A 19,760-nucleotide genomic window follows, 5' to 3' on the forward strand; every position below is an offset into this window, starting at 1 on the left:
GGTTGTTCTTCAGCGCGATCTCGATCAGCCGCTGCAGGCGCGGATCGACGAAGAACTCGCGCCAGCCGATGGCGGTCGCAGCTTGCCCGTTCGCGCTGCGCGCGCCGGCCGCACCCGGCTGCGTCGCGTAGACGCCGCCGGCCGGGTACGCCTGCGCGACGGGCGCATCGGGCCGCTTGTAATGCGGCGCCATCGTGCAGCCCGTGGCAAAGAGCGCGACCGCGATTGCAGTCAAAGCGTGTTTTTGCATCATCACTGTCCCTTGTTGCCTTCGTCGCCGTTGCCCGGCTTCTCTTCGTGGTGCGAGTGCTCCTGAGCCAGGCGCAGCGCCTCGTCGACGTCTTCCTTCTCGCCGCTGAAGATCGCGCGGATCTTCACGAAGAACATCGGGATCATGAAGATCGCGAGGAACGTCGCCGTGATCATCCCGCCGATCACGCCCGTACCGATTGCGTGCTGGCTGGCCGAACCCGCGCCGTTGCTGATCGCGAGCGGCATCACGCCGAGAATGAACGCGAGCGACGTCATCAGGATCGGACGCAGCCGCAGGCGCGCCGCTTCCAGCGCGGCCTCGATCGGCCCCATCTTCTCCGTCATCTGCAGTTCGCGCGCGAACTCCACGATCAGAATCGCGTTCTTCGCGGACAAGCCCACCGTGGTCAGCAGGCCGACCTGGAAGAACACGTCGTTCTCGAGGCCGCGCATCGTTGCCGCAAGCAGTGCGCCGATCACGCCGAGCGGCACCACCATGATCACCGAGAACGGGATCGACCAGCTTTCATACAGCGCCGCGAGACACAGGAACACGACGAGGATCGAGATCGCGTACAGGATCGGCGCCTGCGAGCCGGACTGGATTTCCTGGAACGACAGGCCGGTCCACGAATAGCCGATACCGACCGGCAGCTTCTTCGCGATCTGTTCCATCGCAGCCATCGCCTGACCGGTCGACTTGCCCGGTGCGGCCTGACCCTGGATTTCCATCGCCGACACACCGTTGTAGCGCTCGAGCTTCGGCGAACCGTACGTCCAGTGACCGGTCGCGAACGAACTGAACGGCACCATCCCGCCCGACCCGTTGCGCACGTACCAGATGTTCAGGTCTTCCGGCGTCATCCGGAACGGTGCGTCTGCCTGCACGTAGACCTTCTTGATCCGGCCGTCGGTATCCAGGAAGTTGTTCACGTACTTCGACGCCCAGGCGATCGAGAACGTCTGGTCGATCGCATCCGCCGTCACGCCGAGCGCGTTCGCCTTCTCGCGGTCGATGTCGACCTTGTACTGCGGCGTATCGTTCAGGCCGTTCGGACGCACACCCTGCAGCGTCGGATCCTTCGAGGCCATCCCGAGCAGCTGGTTACGTGCGGCCATCAGCGCATCGTGGCCGAGACCCGCGTTGTCCGTCAGCTCGAAGTCGAAGCCGGCGGCGGTGCCGAGTTCGGGAATCGACGGCGGGTTGAACGGGATCACGATCGCGTCCTTGTAGCCCGCGTAGCGCCCGAACATCCGGCCGATCAGCGCCTGCACCTTCTGGTTCGCATGCTGACGCTGCGCGTAGTCCTTCAGGCGAACGAACACGAGACCGGAGTTCTGGCCACGGCCGGCGAAGCTGAAGCCGTTGACCGTGAACGCCGATTCGACGATTTCCTTCTCGTCCTTCAGCAGGTAGTCGGAAATGTTCGCGAGCGTCTTCGCGGTCGTTTCCTGCGTCGAGCCCGACGGCGTCTGCACGATCACGAACATCAGGCCCTGGTCTTCATCCGGCAGGAACGACTTCGGCAGACGCACGAACAGCAGGCCGACCGCGACGATCACGACCAGGTAGATGATGAGCCAGCGGCCCGAGCGCTTGATCACGTGGTGCACGCCGACGTGGTACTTGTCGCGGCTGTTGTTGAACGTGCGGTTGAACCAGCCGAAGAAGCCCTTCTTCTCTTCGTGATGCCCTTGCGGGATCGGCTTGAGGATCGTCGCGCACAGTGCCGGCGTCAGAATCAACGCGACGAGCACCGACAGCACCATCGCCGACACGATCGTCAGCGAGAACTGACGATAGATCGCGCCGACCGAGCCGCCCGAGAACGCCACCGGCACGAACACCGCCGACAGCACGAGCGCCACGCCGACGAGTGCGCCGGTGATCTGGCCCATTGCCTTGCGGGTCGCCTCCTTCGGTGACAGGCCCTCTTCCGCCATCACCCGCTCGACGTTCTCCACCACCACGATCGCATCGTCCACCAGCAGGCCGATGGCGAGCACGAGGCCGAACATCGACAGCGTGTTGATCGAGAAGCCCACCATCGACATGATCGCGAACGTGCCCAGCAACACGACCGGCACCGCGATCGTCGGGATGATCGTCGCCCGCAGGTTCTGCAGGAACAGATACATCACGAGGAACACCAGCACGATACCTTCGAGCAGCGTCTTGACCACTTCCTCGATCGACAGCTTCACGAACGGTGTCGTGTCGTACGGGTACTTCACGACGAGGCCGTGCGGGAAGAACGGCGCCAGTTCGTCGATCTTCGCGCGCACGGCCTTCGCGGTCGCCAGCGCGTTCGCGTTGGTCGCGAGCTGGATACCGAGTGCCGCGGTCGGCTGACCGTTGTACTTCGTGTCGAAGTTGTAGTTTTCGCCGCCGAGTTCGAGCTTCGCGACATCCTTCAGGCGAACCTGCGAGCCGTCCTGGTTGACCTTCAGCAGGATGTTGCCGAACTGCTCGGGCGTCTGCAGCAGCGTCGATTCGGTGATCGTCGCCTGCAGCATCGTGCCCGGCGTGGACGGCGTGCCGCCGATCTGGCCGCCTGCGATCTGCACGTTCTGCGCGGAGATCGCGGTCGACACGTCGACCGGCGTGAGGCCGTAGTTCGTCAGCCGGGTCGCATCGAGCCAGACCCGCATCGCGTACTGCGAGCCGAACAGCGTGACGGTACCGACGCCGTTCAACCGGCTGATCGGGTCCTTCACGTGCGACGCCACGAAGTTCGCGAGGTCGTACTTGTTCATGCTGCCGTCTTCGGAGTTGAAGGCGAGCACCAGCAGGAAGCTGCTGCTCGACTTCGTCACCGAGAGGCCGAGCTGCTGCACGACCTGCGGCAGAATCGGCGTCGCGAGCGACAGCTTGTTCTGCACCTGGACCTGTGCGATGTCGGCGTTGGTACCCGGCGCGAAGGTCAGCGTGATCGTCGCGTTGCCCGAGTCGTCACTGGTCGACGACATGTACAGGAAGTTGTCGAGACCGCTCATCTGCTGCTCGATCACCTGCGTCACCGTGTCTTCCACCGTCTTCGCGGAAGCGCCCGGATAGTTCGCGGTGATCTGGATCGAGGGCGGCGCGATCGTCGGATACTGCGAGATCGGCAGCGTGAAGATCGCCGCAACCCCGGCCAGCATCAGGATGATGGCGATCACCCACGCGAAGATCGGGCGATCGATAAAAAACTTTGCCATGAAACAGGCTCCCTGTTATTGCGCGCTCGAAGCAGCGGCAGCACTCGCCGGCGCGGCGCCCGATGCGGCGGCACCGGAAGCAGCAGCGGCGCCGGAACCGGCGGCAGCCGGCGCGGCGGTGGCGGCGGCGCCCGATGCGGCTCCGGCCGCCGGTGCGAGCTGTGCCGGTACCGACTTCACGGTCGCACCCGGGCGCACCTTCTCGCCGCCCTGCACGATCACGTGGTCGCCCGCCTGCAGACCGCCTTCGACGATCCAGTTCGGGCCCTGCATACCGGTGGTCTTCAGCGGACGCGGCTCGACCTTGTTGCTGGCGTTCACCACCATCGCGATCGCCTGGCCCTTCTGGTCATGCGTGACGCCGATCTGCGGCACCAGGAACGCGTTCTCGTTCACGCCTTCCTCGATCCGTGCGCGCACGAACATGCCCGGCAGCAGCACGCGGCCCGGGTTCGGGAACACCGCGCGAATCGTCACCGAACCGGTGGCCTGGTCGACCGTCACGTCCGAGAACTGCAGCTTGCCGGCTTCCGAGTAGGTCTTGCCGTCTTCCAGGATCAGCGACACCTTCGCGGCGCCCGGGCCGCTCGTCTTCAGGCGGCCGCTCTGCACGTCCTGGCGCAGCTTCAGGCCTTCGAGGCTCGACTGCGTAAGGTCGACGTACACCGGATCGAGCTGCTGCACCGTCGACATCAGCGTGGCCTGGCTCGCCTGCACGTATGCACCCGGCGTCACTTGCGAAATGCCGACGCGGCCGGTGATCGGCGACACGACGTCGGTATAGCCGAGGTTGATCTGCGCGGTATCGACCGCCGCCTTGCCGGCCGCGACGTCCGCCGCAGCCTGGCCCTGCGTGGCCACCGCGTTGTCGTAGTCCTGCTTGCTGACCGCGTTCGCGGCCACCAGCACCTTGTAGCGCGCGACCAGTGCGTTCTGCGTGACGAGGTTCGCCTGCGCCTTCGCGAGCGTTGCCTTCGCGCTGTTCAGTGCGGCGACGTACGGCGCCGGATCGATCTTGTACAGACGCTGGCCGGCCTTGACGTCGGTGCCTTCGGTGAATTCACGACGCAGCACGATGCCGTCGACTCGTGCGCGCACCTGCGCGACGAGGAATGCGCTGGTGCGGCCCGGCAGTTCGCTGAAGACCGGTACGGCTTGCGGTCGGACGGTGACGACGCCGACTTCCGGCGTTTGCGGCGGCGGTGCCGATTCTTTTTTCCCGCACGCGGCCAGGAAAACGGCGGCCGTCGCGACAGTGATTAAGCGGTATGGAACCCGTTCGACGCGCATGGAGCGACCTCTGTGTATAACCAATGGAATAAGTGCCGCACCCGACCGGAGCGAGCGCAACACGGATGCGCCTCACGGCGCAGATCGAACACCTGAAATACTGGACTGCTAGATACAGCAAGCGGCACGAAACCTCCGTGCCGACAGGTTGCCCCGCACTGCGGACTGGTACTTTGGCGGGAATCAGCAGAGTGGGATATTAACTGATTGCCACTTGGGTCATTCGATCGTAGGGTGGTATTGTATATACATTCATGAATGTATGTAAAAAGCCCGTTTGTGCCCGCCCGCTGTCCAGTCTTACAGATTGTTACCAGCCGCAAGCATAGCCAGTCTATATGACTGCGCAGAGGGTTGCAGACCCTATATTCACCTACGATCATTCCAATCAGGCCTGCACATGGTCAGACGTACCAAGGAGGAGGCGCTCGAGACGCGTAACCGCATTCTCGACGCCGCCGAACACGTGTTCTTCGAGAAGGGCGTGTCGCACACGTCGCTCGCGGACATCGCCCAGCATGCCGGCGTGACGCGCGGTGCGATCTACTGGCATTTCGCGAACAAGAGCGAACTGTTCGACGCGATGTTCGACCGCGTGTTTCTGCCGATCGACGAGCTGAAGCGGATGCCGCTCGACGCGCCGGGCGGCAATCCGCTCGAGAAGATCCGGCAGATCCTGATCTGGTGCCTGCTCGGCGTGCAACGCGACGCGCAGTTGCGCCGCGTGTTCAGCATCCTGTTCATGAAGTGCGAGTACGTCGCGGATCTCGAGCCGCTGCTCCAGCGCAACCGTGCGGGCATGAGCGAGGCGCTGCACGCGATCGATGCCGATCTCGCGGGGGCCGTGCGGCTCAAGCTGCTGCCCGAGCGGCTCGATACCTGGCGCGCGACGCTGATGCTGCACACGCTCGTCAGCGGTTTCGTGCGCGACATGCTGATGCTGCCCGACGAGATCGACGCCGAGCAGCATGCGGAAAAGCTCGTCGACGGCTGTTTCGACATGCTGCGCTTCAGCCCGGCGATGCTGAAGAACGGCGACTGACCGCGCGACGAGCGCTCGCTTGTGGTGTTTGTTTCATCGGGCGGCGCGCCGGGCCGCGCCAACGCGCTGCCCGCGCCCTCTCCCATCTCCCTCCAGTTTCAGGCCGCCTTCGCGCGCTGCGCGCGGGCCCGCCGGTTCGACGCGGCGACCGAATCGCGCTTCGGCATCGGCGCACCGGCCAGTCCCGCGATCCACGCGTCGGTCGACATCACGGCCGCGAAATTCGACTGGAACACGACCGCGTACGTGCGGTGAATCTCCTCGGCGCTTACCGCGCCTGCTTCGTTCTCGTACGGCAGCGCACCCGTCGCGTCATTGAGGTACTCGACATTCAACCCCGCGTGCGCCGCGTGATAAACCGTCGACGCGTTGCAGTTGTGCGTCATGTAGCCGGCCACCGCGAGCGTGTCGATCCCGTGTGCCTCGAGCCACGCGGCAAGGTCGGTTCCGGCAAACGAGCTTGCCAGCTTCTTCTCGATCAGGTGCGCGTATGGCCGGCCGGCAACGACCGCGTGCAGTGCGACGCCGTCGGAGCCGGGCGCGAAGATCGGCGCGCCGGCCGGTGCGACGTGCTGGACGACGATCACCGGCACGCCGGCCGCATGCGCGGCATCGATCGCGCGGCCGACGTTCGCGAGCGACACGTCGAGCGGCGGATATTCGATCGGCAGGTTGCCCGTCACGTATTCGTTCTGGACGTCGATCACGATCAGCGCGCGACGGGCAGCCGGACGGGAAACAGCTTGGGAAGCGGAATGCGGGACGGTGTTCGACATGGCGGGCTCCTGGTCCGGGCGCGCGGCCCCGCCCCGGAACGGGACGGCGAGCGGCGCGATGCGATGCATTGTCGGCGCGCATCGTCCGCGGGGACAGTGGCCCAATAGCCATTCTTCGATAGAATCGGGCCATCGCCATTCCGGAGCCCGCCATGACCGCCGCCGCCTCGTCCACCCGGACCGCCCAGCCTGCTCCGACCGTCGTTGCCGTGATCGCCTACGACGGCATCAGCCCGTTCCACCTGTCGGTGCCGTCGGTCGTGTTCGGCAAGGAACGCGACGCGGCCGCCTCGCCCGCGTTCGAGTTCCGCGTCTGCTCGGCCGAACGTGGCCCGCTGTCGACGACGGGCGGCTTCACGATCACCGCGCCGTACGGGCTCGACGGGCTCGACGACGCGGACATCGTCATCGTGCCGGCCTGGCGCGATCCGGACGAAGCGCCGCCCGACGTGCTGCTCGACGCCGTCCGCGCGGCCGCCGCACGAGGCACGCAGCTCGTCGGGCTGTGCCTCGGCGCCTACGTGCTCGCCGCGGCCGGCCTGCTCGACGGCCGCCCGGCCACCACGCACTGGGCGTGGGCCGACGACTTCGCGCAACGCTTTCCGCGCGTGAAGCTCGATCCGGACGTGCTGTACGTGGACGACGGCAACCTGATGACGTCGGCCGGCACGGCCGCCGGGCTCGACTGCTGCCTGCACGTCGTCCGGCTGCGCTTCGGCTCGGACGCCGCGAACCAGATCGCGCGCCGCCTCGTGATCCCGCCGCACCGGCAGGGCGGGCAGGCGCAATACGTGCCGCAGCCGGTGGCCGCGCACCCGCGCGATGCACGGCTCGCGGGCCTGCTCGACTGGGTGCGCGCCCACCTCGACGCCGCACACAGCGTCGATTCGCTCGCCGAACGCGTGCTGATGAGCCGGCGCACGTTCACGCGCCACTTCCGCCAGGCGACCGGCACGACCGTCACCGCGTGGCTGCAGGCCGAGCGGCTCGCGCGCGCGCAGCATCTGCTGGAAACCACCGGGCAATCGATCGATGCGATCGCGCAGGCGGCCGGCTACGGGTCGAGCGTGTCGCTGCGCCAGCATTTCGCGGGCGCGCTCGGCACGTCGCCGTCGGCATATCGAAGGGAATTTCGCGGCGCCGGAGCCGGCGCCGATGTCGTGCGGTAACGCGCGCGGCGAGCAGGCCTTGCAGCGGAACCGGCCGGCCGCTCAGCCGCCGTTGATCCAGCGCGCCGCGTAAAGCAGCAGCGCGACGAACACGATCATCGCGGCCCACGCCCACACGGGCACCGTGCCGGCGCCGCGATGCGGGAGCGCGCCGGCGGCACGCCCGGTCAGCGCGCCGCCGAGGTGCGGCGGCAACGCACGCTTCGTCGCGGCCACCAGCGACGCCGGCCGCAGGAACACGTGCTGGCGCCGTGGCGCGGCCGAGCGCGCGCGGTTCGGCGCGAGACCGTGCTTCGCCTGCACGACCGCGCAAAATTCACGGAAGAAATCGTCGGTCCATTCGCGCAGCGCATTTTCGATCTGCCGCCCCGGCAGCTCGGTGAGCGGGCCGCTCGCCGTCGCCCAGACCACATACTCGATGCGCGTGGCGTTCGCGTCGTCATCCGGCATCAGCACGAGTTCGACCTGGCCGCACAGCGCGCCGAGCCCGTCGGCCCGCGCCTTGAAGTTGAGCACGCGGCGCGGCTGCCCTTCCGCGTCGCCCTGCTCGGCGGCCGCATGCGCACGCACGTCGTAGCGGGCGCGCAGCGGGCCGAGCGGCACCGTGATCGTCAGCGCAAACTCGCCGTGCGCAAGCTTCACGAAGGATTCGCAATGGTCGAAGCTCGCGCGCAACAACGCGAGATCCTCGAACGCCTCCCGCACGACGGGCGGGGCGAGCGGTATGCGTAACGAGTCGTTCAGTTCCATGGCGCCTCCCCGATGAACACGCGCCGCATCAGGACGTCTCGACGAGACTGTCGATCCGTGCAGTGTCGAAGGCAACGTAGTGCGCGAGCGCCAGCGCAGCCGCCTTCGGTTCCTCATAACTCCATGCGGCGTTCTCGATCACGCCGTCTTCGGTCTGCAAGTCGAAGTGCACGGCCTCGCCCCTGAACGGGCAGGCCGACGTGACGCCCGACTTCACGAGCCGGCGCATGTTGACGTCGCGGCGCGGCAGGTAGTGGGTGTCCGGCAGACCCGTTTCGCGCACGGTCAGCGCACCGTGCGAATCGGCGTACGTGATGCCGCGATGGATCACCCGCACGCGATGGCGGTTCGGCACGATTTCGAGACGAGGGTCGGCTGCGTCGGACATCGTTTCTCCTTGGGGCGCCCAGGCCAAGCCGGGCTCAGGAAACGAAAAAGCCACGGCACGGGTGCCGTGGCTTTCATTATGGGCGAAACCGCAGCCGAATGCGCAACCCCGGCCGGGGCCGCGCGCGGCGGGCTACTGCGCGCTCCACTGGAAGGCGGCTTTCGCGCCGCCCTTCTCGCCGACCGTGACGGCGCGGGATTCCTCGTTGCCCTGGTACGACGCCTGCACCGTATAGCGGCCCGGCGGCACCTTCACGAGCATGTACGGCCCGCGCGCGTCGGTCTTCAGCACTTCGGCACCCTTGCCGTCGACGATCCGCACATGGACGTCGGCCAGGAACTCACCGCCCTTGCCGGTGAACCGCAGCGCCAGCGGCCAACTCGGCTCGTTGCGCTGGAACGCCGTCGATTCGTCCAGCCCGACGCCGCCGGACACGAAGGTGACGTCGCCCTGCTGGCGCGCGGCGGGCAAGCCGTCCGACTGCGCGTACGCGCCGGTCGCTCCGGCTGCGAGGCCGGCGGCCAGCGCCGCGGCGACGGCAAATCGGGACACGTTGCGTAGATATTGCATGGCTCTCTCCTTGGGGTCGGAACACATACAGGGCGCCGCGTCACACATCCGGAACGGCGGGGGCGCCCGCCGCGGCCGGCCTGGCCGGCCGTCGGCCGTGGCCGGTCAGCTCAGGTCGACCGGCACGAAGATCTGTGCATTATCGCGCTGGATCAGCAGAGCAAGACTGTTGCCTGCCCCCTTGACCGCGTCGCGCAACTGCTCGGGGCTCGTGACCGGGCGGCCGTTGACCGCGAGGATCACGTCGCCGGGCTGGATGCCCGCGTTGGCGGCCGGCCCGCCGGCCTGCTGCACGATCAAACCATGCGACAGGTTGTTGGCACTGCGCTCCTGCGGCGACAGCGGACGCACCGCGACGCCCAGGCGCCCCTGCTCGACCGGCCCGCCGTCGTTCGATGCGAGCTTCGCGTCGGCCATCGCGCCGAGCGTCACGCTGATCGACTTCTTCGACTTGTCGCGCCAGATCTGCAGGTCGGCCTTCGAACCCGGCTTCAGGTTCGCGATCTGCGCGGGCAGCGACGTCGAATCGGCGACCGGCGAGCCGTTGACCGACAGGATCACGTCGCCCGGCTGCAGGCCGGCCTTCGCGGCCGGACCGTTGGCGTCGACCGAGCTGACGAGCGCGCCGTCCGGCTTCTGCAGTCCGAACGAGCTCGCGAGCGTCTGGTTCAGCCCCTGCACGGCGACGCCGAGGCGGCCGCGGCTCACGTGGCCCGTCTTCACGAGCTCGTCCTTCACCTTGATCGCCTCGTTGATCGGGATCGCGAACGACAGGCCCTGGAAGCCGCCCGTCTGCGAGTAGATCATCGAGTTGATGCCGATCACCTCGCCCTGCAGGTTGAACAGCGGGCCGCCCGAGTTGCCGGGGTTCACCGGCACGTCGGTCTGGATGAACGGCGTGTAGTTCTCGTCCGGCAGCGCGCGCGACTTCGCGCTGATGATGCCCGACGTGACCGTGTTGTCGAAGCCGTAAGGCGAACCGATCGCGACGACCCACTGGCCGACCTTGCTCTGCGCCGGGTCGCCGATCTTCACGGTCGGCAGGCCGCTCGCGTCGATCTTCAGCACCGCGACGTCGGACTGCTTGTCGGAACCGACGACCTTCGCCTTGTATTCGCGCTTGTCGGTCAGCTTGACCGTGACGACGTTCGCGCCGTCGATCACGTGCGCATTGGTGAGGATGTACCCGTCGGAGCTGATGACGAACCCGGAACCGAGGCTCGCGCTCGGCTGGTCGTCCGGCTGCGCGTCACCGCCCATGCCCGGCACCTGGCCGTAGAAGTGCTTGAAGAACTGGTAGAACGGATCGCTCGGATCGATCGGCAGCTGCGGCTGCGGCACGCGCCGCGACACCTGCTTCACGACGTGCTTCGCGCTGATGTTCACGACCGCGGGACCGTAGGTCTCGACGAGCCCGGAGAAATCGGGGATGCCGGTCTTCGCGGCCGCTTCGGCCGGCATCAGTGCGGCGGCCTGCGCGGGCGTGATGATCTGCGGATCGGCGCGGCGGGTGCCGGCGACATAACCGGCGGACAGGGCGGCCGCCACGGCGACCGCGACGGCGCCGCGCGCAAGGAATCGGGTGTTCATCGTAGGACCTCCTCTTTGTTAGGACGCAGCGTAACGACCCTGACTTAAAGGAGGCTTAATCCGCCTTAAGCGGGGCTTAAGCGGCCGCCGGCGCCCGCCCGGCGGCGTTCTTCACACGGATTCGGACGGCTGCGGCGCCTCGGCCGGCATCTCGGCATCGCGGAACACGACGCTGACGAGCAGGCCGCCCGCAGCCGCGTCGCCGAGCGACACCGTCGCGCCCTGCTGCGCGGCCACGCGCTTGACGATCGCGAGCCCGAGCCCGCTGCCCGACACGTCGGTGCGCGCCCGCGCGGAGCTGTCGCGGTAGAAGCGGTCGAACACGCGTTCGCGCTCGTCGGCCGGAATGCCGGGCCCGCTGTCGCCGATCTGCACGCACGCGCGGCCGGCCGCGTCGCGGGTCAGCGACACGTCGATGCGGCCGCCGTCCGGCGTGTACTTCACCGCGTTGTCGAGCAGGTTGCCGAACATCACGCGCAGCGCACCGACGTCCGCGACGACGCTCGCCGCGCGCGTCTCCTCGAAGCCGAGATCGATGTCGCGCCGTTGCGCGAGCGGCGCAAGCGCGGCCACGCATTCGGTGAGGAGTGCCTGCAGGTCGACCGGCTCGCGCATCGTCGCGCCATCCGGTTCGGCGCGGGCGAGCGCAAGCAGCTGCTCCGTGAGACGCGTCGCACGCGACACGCCATCCTGGAGATCGGCGACCGCCTCGCGGCGCGACGCGTCATCCTTCGCGCGGGCGACGAGCTGTGCCTGGATCTGCACGGCCGCGAGCGGCGTGCGCAGTTCGTGCGCGGCGTCGGCCACGAAGGCCTTCTGCGTATCGAGCGCGGCCGCCAGCCGCGCGAGCAGCCCGTTCAGCGCCCGGACGAGCGGCTGCACCTCGAGCGGCAGGCGCGCATCGGGCAACGGATCGAGCGCTTCCGGCCGGCGCGCCTCGACCGCGCGCGTCACGCGGGCGAGCGGCGCGAGCCCGCGCCCGACGATCACCCACACGGCCGCGCCGAGGAACGGCAGCAGCACGATCAGCGGCCACAGCGTGCGCAGCGCGACGTTCGCCGCGAGCCGGTTGCGCACCGACAGCGGCTGCGCGAGCTGCACGACGTTGTCGCCGACGATCGCGCCGTACACGCGCCATTCGCCGCGATCGGTGCGTTCGGTCGAGAAGCCGAGCTCCGCGCGCGGCGCGATCGGCGCACGCGGATGCGAGAAGTACATCAGCACGCCGTTGCGGTTCCAGATCTGGATCACGATGCCTTCGTCGCCGTTGGTGCGCGAGCCGAACACCTGCGAGAACGGCTCGGACGGCAAGGCCGCGGCGATTTCCTGCAACTGGTAGTCGAACAGTTCGTTCGCTTCGGCGAGCGCCTGCCGGTAGATGAGCCAGCCCGCGATGCCCACGCCCGCGACGACGATCGCGAGCAGCCAGATCAGCAATTGATGACGAATCGACCTCACGCGTCAGCTTTCCTTGACGACCATGTAGCCGAGCCCGCGCACGTTGCGGATCAGGTCCGAGCCGAGCTTCTTGCGCAGCGCGTGGATGTAGACCTCGACCGTGTTGCTGCCGATCTCCTCGCCCCAGCCGTACATCTTCTCCTCGAGCTGGCTCTTCGACAGCACCGCGCCGGGCCGCGCGAGCAGCGCCTCGAGCAGCGCGAACTCGCGCGCGGACAGCGCGACGGGCGCGCCATCGAGCGTCACCTGGTGCGAAGCGGGATCGAGCGTCAGCGCACCGTGGCGGATCAGCGATTCGCTGCGCCCGGCCTGGCGGCGGATCAGCGCGCGCATCCGCGCGCCCAGTTCGTCGAGGTCGAACGGTTTGACGAGGTAGTCGTCGGCGCCCGCGTCGAGCCCCTTCACGCGATCGGCCACCGCGTCGCGCGCGGTGACGATCAGCACCGGCAGCGCCAGCCCGCGTGCGCGCAGCGTGCGCAGCACGTCGATGCCGTCGCGCTTCGGCAGGCCGAGATCGAGCAGCAGCAGGTCGTACGCCTCGCCGCCGAGCGCCGTCAGCGCGGCGTCGCCGTCCTGCACCCAATCAACCGCAAAGCCGTCCGAGCGCAGCGCCTTGCGCACGCCTTCGGCAATCATTCGATCATCTTCGACAAGCAGAATCCGCATCGGGACAGGCATCCATGGGGCGAGTCAAACACGGCGACCATTGTAGCGCCGCGAACCGGGCGCGCGGCACCGTGCAATGCAACAGAAAGGCGGATTGCAAGGGGGCTGTCCGGACTTGTCTCTACAATGTGCGCTTTGGCGCCGCGCGCGCCCTGCCCGAACGTCGTGCTTCTCCCGTATTCGCTCATGCCGATTTCCGATCTTTCCACCCGGTTCGCCCCCCGCGCCCGCGTCTGCCTGAAGGCGGCCGCCATCGTCGCCACCTGCACGGCCCTCGCCTTCGCGCCGTCCGCGCAGGCCCGCAAGAAATCCCACAAGGAAGCGCGCAAGACGACCGTCGTGTCGCCCGCCGCGCGCGCGGCCGGCCTGCCGGCGTCCGTGCTCGTCGCGCTGCAGCGCGCGAAGGTACCGGCGTCGGCGATGAGCGTCGTCGTCGAGCGCGTCGGCGATCCGGAACCGCTGATCGCGTGGAATGCGAGCCGGCCGATGATGCCCGCCTCGACGATGAAGCTCGTGACGACCTTCTCGGGCCTGTCGATCCTCGGCCCCGACTACCGCTGGCGCACGACCGCCTACACGGACGGCACGGTCGACCCGGACGGCACGCTGCAGGGCAACCTGTACATCAAGGGCACCGGCGATCCGAAGCTCGTGCCCGAAGAGCTGATCGATCTCGTCGACAAGCTCCGCAAGGCCGGCGTCAAGCGCGTGGCCGGCGGCCTCGTGCTCGACAAGAGCTACTTCGCGACCTCGACGCGCGACCTCCCTTCGTTCGACGACGACGCGAGCGCGCCGTACAACGTCGGCCCCGACCCGCTGCTGTACGCATTCAAGGCCGTGTCGTTCACCGTCACGCCGGGCGACGACGGCAAGGTGGCCGTCGACGTGCTGCCGCCGCTCGCCGACCTGTCGATCGACAACCAGCTGGTCGAAGGCACGGGCTCGTGCAGCGCGGCCGCCGCGGCCGCGCGCCCGACGCTGACGGCCGGCGGCGGGATCATGACCGCCTCGTTCGCGGGCGACTACCCGCTGCGCTGCGGCGCGCACACGACCAACCTCGCGATCCTCGATCACACCACGTTCTTCGCGCGCGGCTTCCTCGCTCTGTGGCAGCAGGACGGCGGCACGATCGCGGGGCCGGTGAGCGAAGGCAAGGTGCCGACCACCGCGCGGCCCCTCGCCGTGCATCACAGCCCGGTGCTCGGCAGCATCGTCTACGACATCAACAAGTTCAGCAACAACGTGATGGCGCGCAACCTGTTCCTGACGATCGGCGCGGTCAGCGGCAAGCCGCCCGCGACGCCCGAGCAGTCGAGCCGCGTGATCCAGGCGTTCCTGCAGAAGAACGGCATCGCGATGCCCGACCTCGTGCTCGAGAACGGTTCGGGCCTGTCGCGCGAAGAGCACGTGAGCGCGCTGTCGCTCGCCGCGCTGCTGCAGGCCGCGAACGCGAGCCCCGTCGCGCAGGCGTTCGTCGATTCGCTGCCGATCGCCGGCATCGACGGCACGATGAAGAACCGCCTCACCAACGCCGGCGTGCTCGGCAACGCGCACATCAAGACCGGCACGCTGCGCGACGTGCGCGCGATCGCCGGCTACGTCGCCGGTGCGGACGGCCAGAGCTACATCGTCGTCAGCTTCATCAACAACGATCACGCGGAAGCCGCACGCGCCGCGCACGACTCGCTGCTCGAGTGGATCTACGCCGGCGCGCACTGACGTTGCAGCGTGCCGCGATACACACGGCGCGCCCACGATGTTGCCGGCGCGCGTCGGCCCGTCTCGGCATCGCGGCCGCACCGCGCAGCGGGTCACCCTGACGCGCCGCCGGGGCGGCCTGCCAGCGCCTCCGCACACCGAATCCCGCCCTCCCCGGTTTGAAACGCCAGCCGCCATCGGCGCACGACACCCCGCGCGCCATCCACGCCCACAAAACAGGGCCATACCGCCCGCCCCCGTGCGGCGCGGCTTCCGTAAAAACCCTGTCCTCAGAGGGAACCCTCTACGCTGCCCCCTCGCCTTGCGCGTGGCGATTGCGTAGGCTGTTGGCCTGACCGATATCTACAACGGGCCACACGCCCGGCCTCAAGGCTTGCAGGGGAAAGAAGGAGACACGCCCATGCGATTCGACGTCGAATTGCTTCTGCTCGCGCTGGCACCCGTCTTCCTGCTCTGCATCGCGTGGGAGGCCTGGCACCTCGCCCGCACCCGTGCGCAGGACCCTGTCTATGCGTGGCGCGACACGCTGTGCAACGCGGCGCTCGCGCTGATGCACCAGGGCGCCGACAAGATCGCGTGGCTGTTCGTGATCCCCGTCTATGCGTGCTGCTACCAGCACTATCGCCTGTTCACGTGGCACGACGGCTGGCTGTCGTTCGCGGTGCTGTTCGTCGCGCAGGATTTCCTCTACTACGTCTTTCATCGCGCGAGCCATCGCGTGCGCTGGCTGTGGGCCGCGCACGTCGTGCACCACTCGTCCGAGCGGATGAATTTCTCGACCGCGTTCCGCCAGAGCCTGATGTACCCGGTCGCGGGGATGTGGGTGTTCTGGCTGCCGCTCGCGTTCGCCGGCTTTCCGCCGCAACAGGTCGTCGGCATCGTGCTGATCAACCTCGCGTTCCAGTTCTTCGTGCACACGCAGGCGATCGGCAAGCTCGGCTGGCTCGAGTACGTGCTGAACACGCCGTCGATCCACCGTGCGCACCATGCGCGCAACGCGCGCTACATCGACCGCAATTACGCAGGCGTCCTTGTGATCTGGGATCGCCTGTTCGGCAGCTATGTCGAGGAAACGCCCGACGATCCGCCGCAATACGGGATCGTCGAGCGGCTCGGCTCGAACAACCCGCTCGTCGCGACGTTCCACGAGTGGGTATCGATGGCCGGCGACGCGTTGCGCGTCGACGGCTGGCGCAACAAGCTGCGAGCGATTTTCGGCCCGCCCGAATGGGCGAGCGCTTATCATGCGCAGATTGCCGAGGCCGCGAACCCGGATCCGCGCACCGTGCCGCTTGCGGCTGCGCGAGACCAATAAACCGTTTCAGCCAACGGCCGCCGCGCAGCCCCGAACCGGGCAGGCACGCGGCAGATGAGAAACACATCAGGCCATATCTACGAGGAGATCGAACGATGCAGACACAACGACACGCACCCGCCCGCACCCGTCAGCGCATGCTGCGCACCGCGCAGGTCGCCATTGCCGGCGCCGCGCTCGCGCTGCTCGCCGCATGCGGCGGCGGTGACGACAACAACAGCAACAGCGCATCGAACACGCCGCCGTCGGGCGTGAAAATGCAGGTCGTGTCGTTCGGCGACAGCCTGTCCGACGCGGGCACCTACTCGCAGATCAAGCTCGGCTTCGGCGGCGGCCGCTTCACGACCAACCCGGGCCAGGTGTGGACGCAGAACGTCGCGCAGTACTACGGCGACACGCTGCAGCCGGCGAACCAGGGCGGCTTCGGCATTCCGCTGCAGGCCACCGGCGGTCTCGGCTACGCACAGGGCGGCTCGCGCGTGACGCAGCAGCCGGGCATCGGCCATGCGGACGCCAGCGTGCCGAACGCCGATTACGCGCAAGCGACCACGACGCCGATCGCCGACCAGGTCAAGCAATACGTGTCGCAGCACGGCAGCTTCAATGCCGGCCAGATCGTGCTGCTGAACGGCGGCGCGAACGACATCTTCTACCAGGTCGCGGCGCTGCAGGCCGGCGCGATCACGCCGACGCAGCTGCAGCAGAACATCGGCGCCGCCGCGCAACAGCTCGCGGGCATCGTGCAGCAGATCGTCGCCGCCGGCGCGACGCACGTGTTCGTGTCGAACGTGCCGGATATCGGCGGCACGCCGCTCGCGCTCCAGGGCGGCTCGCAGACGACCCTCACGCAGCTGTCGATGCTGTTCAACGGCACGCTCGCCGCGACGCTGCAGGCGCTCAAGGTCGACACGACCAAGTACGTGCTGCTCGACACGTTCATGTGGCAGGACGGCATCCTCGCGAACTACAAGGCGAACGGCTTCGACGTATCGAACACCGATACCGCCTGTAACCTGAAGGCGATGGTGCAGGCCGCCACGCAGTACGGCGTCGCGAACGCAACCGCATTCGGCTCGTCGCTGTTCTGCTCGCCGCAAACCTACACGGTCGCGAACGCGGACCAGACCTACATGTTCGCCGACACGGTCCACCCGACGACGCGCCTGCATGCGCTGTTCGCACAGTTCGCCGAACAGCAGATCGCGAAATCCGGCGTCGGCAAGTAAGCCGCCGGCCACGCGCCCAAACGAAAACGCCCGACCGGTTTGCCGGTCGGGCGTTTTTTCATTCGTGAACCGCGACGGCTATCAGTCGCGCGCTTCGAACGCAGCCGCCGCGCGGCCGAGGCGATCGTTGACCGCGATCCATTCGACGGTCTCGGGCAGCTTCTCGACCAGAATCCGCGCCACCTGCGCGCGGTCGAGCGCACGCAGCATCCCGTACAGGTCGCGCGCATACGCCTGCGGATCTTCCGGCGCCGCGACGAAATGCACGCCGTCGGCCTGCGCCCAGCGTCCCGCGCGCGATGCGCGTGCGACGAGCGCGACGCGCTCGCCGTCGGTCTGCGCGGCCGAGAGCAGCGGCTCGAGCGCATCGAACGGCAGCAGCGCGAGCGGCGTGCGAGGCGCGTAATGCGCTTTCAGCGTGCCCGACGCGCGCGGCGCGGTCGCGTCGCTGCCGTCCGGCAGTTGCGGTGCGCGGCCGAGCACGTCGGCGATCTGCTGCGGCGTCACGTGGCCCGGGCGCAGCAGCGCCGGGAAGCCGCGCGACAGGTCGAGAATCGTCGATTCGATCCCGACTTCCGATGCGCCGCCGTCGAGCACGTGCACGGTGTCGCCGAATTCGTCGCGTACGTGCTGTGCGGTGGTCGGGCTCACATGGCCGAACCGGTTCGCGGACGGCGCAGCCACGCCGCCATGCCCGCCACGCCGCGCGCTGAACGCGGCCAGCAGTGCTTGCGCAACCGGATGCGACGGACAGCGCAGCCCGACCGAATCCTGGCCGCCGCTCACGGCGTCCGGAATGCGCGCGTGGCGCTTCAGGATCAGCGTCAGCGGGCCCGGCCAGAACGCATCGATCAACGCCTGCGCGTCGGCCGGCAGATCGTCGGCCCAGTAGCCGGGATCACCGCCGGGCGGCAGGTGCACGATCACCGGATGATTCGCGGGCCGCCCCTTCGCCGCGTAGATGCGCGCGACGGCCTCGGGATTCGCCGCATCGCCGCCAAGCCCGTAGACGGTTTCGGTCGGAAAGGCGACGAGCTGGCCCGCGTCGAGCAACGCGGCGGCCGCGTCGATCTGCGCGGCCGTCACGGTGTTCGGGAGGTCGATGGACATCGGCTGGCGTCTCAGTCGAGCGGCACGCGCAGCAGCTGCGCGCACGCGGTGGCCGCGGCAACGGCTTCGTCGCGCGTTTCGGCCGTGAAGTTCACGTGGCCCATCTTGCGGCCGACGCGCGCGTCTTCCTTGCCGTACAGGTGCAGATGCGCGGCCGGCATCGCCGCGACCGTATCCCACGGCGGCGTGACGGCATCAGCCGCCGCACCGTTCGGGAACCACACGTCGCCGAGGATGTTCAGCATCGCGGCCGGCGAATGCTGGCGCGGGTTACCGAGCGGCATGCGCGTCATCGCGCGCACCTGCTGCTCGAACTGGCTCGTTGCGCACGCATCGACCGTGTAGTGGCCGGAGTTGTGCGGGCGCGGCGCCATCTCGTTCGCGACGAACGAACCGTCTTCCAGCACGAAGAATTCGACGCACAGCACGCCGACGTAGCCGAGCGTATCGGCGATCCGCACGGCGGCCTGCTGCGCCTCTTCGACACGCGCGGCATCGGCGGCCGGCGCGGGCACGACCGTCAGCGCGAGGATGCCGTTGTGGTGCGCGTTCTGCGCAAGCGGGAACGCGGCCGAGCGGCCGTCCGCGCCGCGCGCGATCAGCGCCGACACTTCGTATTTCAGCGGCAGGCGCTTCTCGAGCACGCACGGCACGCCGTTCAGCGCCGCATGCGCGTCGCGCGCTTCCTGCGCGGTGCTCACACGCACCTGGCCCTTGCCGTCGTAGCCGAGCCGCGCCGTCTTCAGGATGCCCGGCAGCACCGCGTCGAGTGCGGCGTCGTCGAGCGCGGCAAGCGCCGCCGACGATTCGATCACGACGTGCGGCGCGACGGGCACGCCCGACGCTTCGATGAAGCGCTTCTCCGCGATCCGGTCCTGCGCGACCGCGACGCAGCGGCCGGCCGGCGCGACGAACGTCGTGCGCGCGAGGAAATCAAGGCTCGCGGCCGGCACGTTCTCGAACTCCGTCGACACCGCCTCGCACAGGTCGGCCAGTTCGGCGAGCGCGGCTTCGTCGTCGTAGGCCGCGCGCAGGTGGCGGTCGGCGACCGCGCCGGCGGGGCTCGTCGGATCGGGATCGAGCACGGCGACGCGATAGCCCATCGACTGGGCGGCAAAGCAGAACATGCGGCCGAGCTGGCCACCACCGACCATGCCAAGCCACGCGCCGGGCAGGATCGGGGAAACGGAATCAGGAGTTGCGGTCATGTCAGTGGTCGGTCGCGGCGGGCGCTGCCC

General features: G+C 68.3%; 16 protein-coding genes and 1 pseudogene. 5 read left to right on the forward strand and 12 right to left on the reverse strand.

Annotated features, from left to right (window positions below; translation table 11 throughout):
* The 3 genes and pseudogenes from CFB82_RS14660 to CFB82_RS14670 form a co-directional block, all read right to left on the reverse strand.
* Positions 1-253 (reverse strand): annotated as a pseudogene (locus CFB82_RS14660) (multidrug transporter); the annotation flags it as partial.
* Positions 253-3,453, reverse strand: a complete 3,201-nt coding sequence (locus tag CFB82_RS14665) for an efflux RND transporter permease subunit (RefSeq protein ID WP_069248738.1) — start codon at positions 3,451-3,453, stop codon at positions 253-255. The gene CFB82_RS14665 and the pseudogene CFB82_RS14660, both read right to left, overlap by 1 nt.
* 15 nt (positions 3,454-3,468) lie before the next feature.
* Positions 3,469-4,743: an efflux RND transporter periplasmic adaptor subunit gene (locus tag CFB82_RS14670; protein ID WP_089484506.1), complete on the reverse strand. Its 1,275-nt coding sequence runs from the start codon at positions 4,741-4,743 to the stop codon at positions 3,469-3,471.
* 400 nt (positions 4,744-5,143) lie between these two features.
* Between CFB82_RS14670 and CFB82_RS14675 the strand changes: the two genes are divergently transcribed.
* Positions 5,144-5,785 (forward strand): TetR family transcriptional regulator, encoded by a 642-nt coding sequence (locus CFB82_RS14675; protein ID WP_069248739.1) that lies wholly within the window; start codon positions 5,144-5,146, stop codon positions 5,783-5,785.
* Between the two features lie 98 nt (positions 5,786-5,883).
* Here CFB82_RS14675 and CFB82_RS14680 read toward each other — a convergent pair whose 3' ends face one another.
* Positions 5,884-6,561 (reverse strand): cysteine hydrolase family protein, encoded by a 678-nt coding sequence (locus CFB82_RS14680; protein ID WP_089484591.1) that lies wholly within the window; start codon positions 6,559-6,561, stop codon positions 5,884-5,886.
* 152 nt (positions 6,562-6,713) lie between these two features.
* Here CFB82_RS14680 and CFB82_RS14685 point away from each other — a divergent pair, with 152 nt between their 5' ends.
* Positions 6,714-7,730, forward strand: a complete 1,017-nt coding sequence (locus tag CFB82_RS14685; RefSeq protein ID WP_089484507.1) for a helix-turn-helix domain-containing protein — start codon at positions 6,714-6,716, stop codon at positions 7,728-7,730.
* 42 nt (positions 7,731-7,772) lie between these two features.
* On the opposite strand, the gene CFB82_RS14690 is transcribed toward CFB82_RS14685, so the two are convergent.
* The 6 genes from CFB82_RS14690 to CFB82_RS14715 all read right to left on the reverse strand — a co-directional run bounded on the left by CFB82_RS14690 (position 7,773) and on the right by CFB82_RS14715 (position 13,152).
* Positions 7,773-8,480 (reverse strand): CoxG family protein, encoded by a 708-nt coding sequence (locus CFB82_RS14690; RefSeq protein ID WP_089484508.1) that lies wholly within the window; start codon positions 8,478-8,480, stop codon positions 7,773-7,775.
* Between the two features lie 28 nt (positions 8,481-8,508).
* Positions 8,509-8,868: a DUF427 domain-containing protein gene (locus CFB82_RS14695; protein ID WP_069248742.1), complete on the reverse strand. Its 360-nt coding sequence runs from the start codon at positions 8,866-8,868 to the stop codon at positions 8,509-8,511.
* Positions 8,869-9,000: 132 nt separating this feature from the next.
* A complete protein-coding gene (locus CFB82_RS14700; RefSeq protein WP_069248743.1) occupies positions 9,001-9,438 on the reverse strand; it encodes a carboxypeptidase-like regulatory domain-containing protein in 438 nt (145 codons plus the stop codon).
* Positions 9,439-9,543: 105 nt separating this feature from the next.
* Complete coding sequence (locus CFB82_RS14705; protein ID WP_069248744.1) at positions 9,544-11,028, reverse strand: DegQ family serine endoprotease; 1,485 nt, start codon at positions 11,026-11,028, stop codon at positions 9,544-9,546.
* A 111-nt stretch (positions 11,029-11,139) separates the two neighbouring features.
* Positions 11,140-12,486 carry an ATP-binding protein gene (locus CFB82_RS14710; protein ID WP_069248745.1) on the reverse strand — a complete coding sequence of 449 codons (1,347 nt, stop codon included), beginning with the start codon at positions 12,484-12,486 and terminating at the stop codon, positions 11,140-11,142.
* Between the two features lie 3 nt (positions 12,487-12,489).
* Positions 12,490-13,152 carry a response regulator gene (locus CFB82_RS14715; protein ID WP_089484509.1) on the reverse strand — a complete coding sequence of 221 codons (663 nt, stop codon included), beginning with the start codon at positions 13,150-13,152 and terminating at the stop codon, positions 12,490-12,492.
* A 186-nt stretch (positions 13,153-13,338) separates the two neighbouring features.
* Here CFB82_RS14715 and dacB point away from each other — a divergent pair, with 186 nt between their 5' ends.
* The 3 genes from dacB (at position 13,339) to CFB82_RS14730 (ending at position 17,412) form a co-directional block, all read left to right on the forward strand.
* Complete coding sequence (dacB, locus tag CFB82_RS14720) at positions 13,339-14,871, forward strand: D-alanyl-D-alanine carboxypeptidase/D-alanyl-D-alanine endopeptidase (RefSeq protein ID WP_069248746.1); 1,533 nt, start codon at positions 13,339-13,341, stop codon at positions 14,869-14,871.
* 400 nt (positions 14,872-15,271) lie between these two features.
* Positions 15,272-16,186 (forward strand): sterol desaturase family protein, encoded by a 915-nt coding sequence (locus CFB82_RS14725; protein WP_089484510.1) that lies wholly within the window; start codon positions 15,272-15,274, stop codon positions 16,184-16,186.
* Between the two features lie 95 nt (positions 16,187-16,281).
* Positions 16,282-17,412, forward strand: a complete 1,131-nt coding sequence (locus CFB82_RS14730; protein WP_089484511.1) for an SGNH/GDSL hydrolase family protein — start codon at positions 16,282-16,284, stop codon at positions 17,410-17,412.
* A gap of 81 nt (positions 17,413-17,493) precedes the next feature.
* On the opposite strand, the gene CFB82_RS14735 is transcribed toward CFB82_RS14730, so the two are convergent.
* Positions 17,494-18,522, reverse strand: a complete 1,029-nt coding sequence (locus tag CFB82_RS14735; protein WP_089484512.1) for an L-threonylcarbamoyladenylate synthase — start codon at positions 18,520-18,522, stop codon at positions 17,494-17,496.
* A gap of 11 nt (positions 18,523-18,533) precedes the next feature.
* Positions 18,534-19,730 carry a 5-(carboxyamino)imidazole ribonucleotide synthase gene (locus tag CFB82_RS14740; protein ID WP_089484513.1) on the reverse strand — a complete coding sequence of 399 codons (1,197 nt, stop codon included), beginning with the start codon at positions 19,728-19,730 and terminating at the stop codon, positions 18,534-18,536.
* Positions 19,731-19,760 lie beyond the last annotated feature (30 nt).

The sequence above is a fragment of the Burkholderia sp. HI2714 genome (assembly GCF_002223085.1).
Lineage (GTDB): Bacteria > Pseudomonadota > Gammaproteobacteria > Burkholderiales > Burkholderiaceae > Burkholderia > Burkholderia lata_D.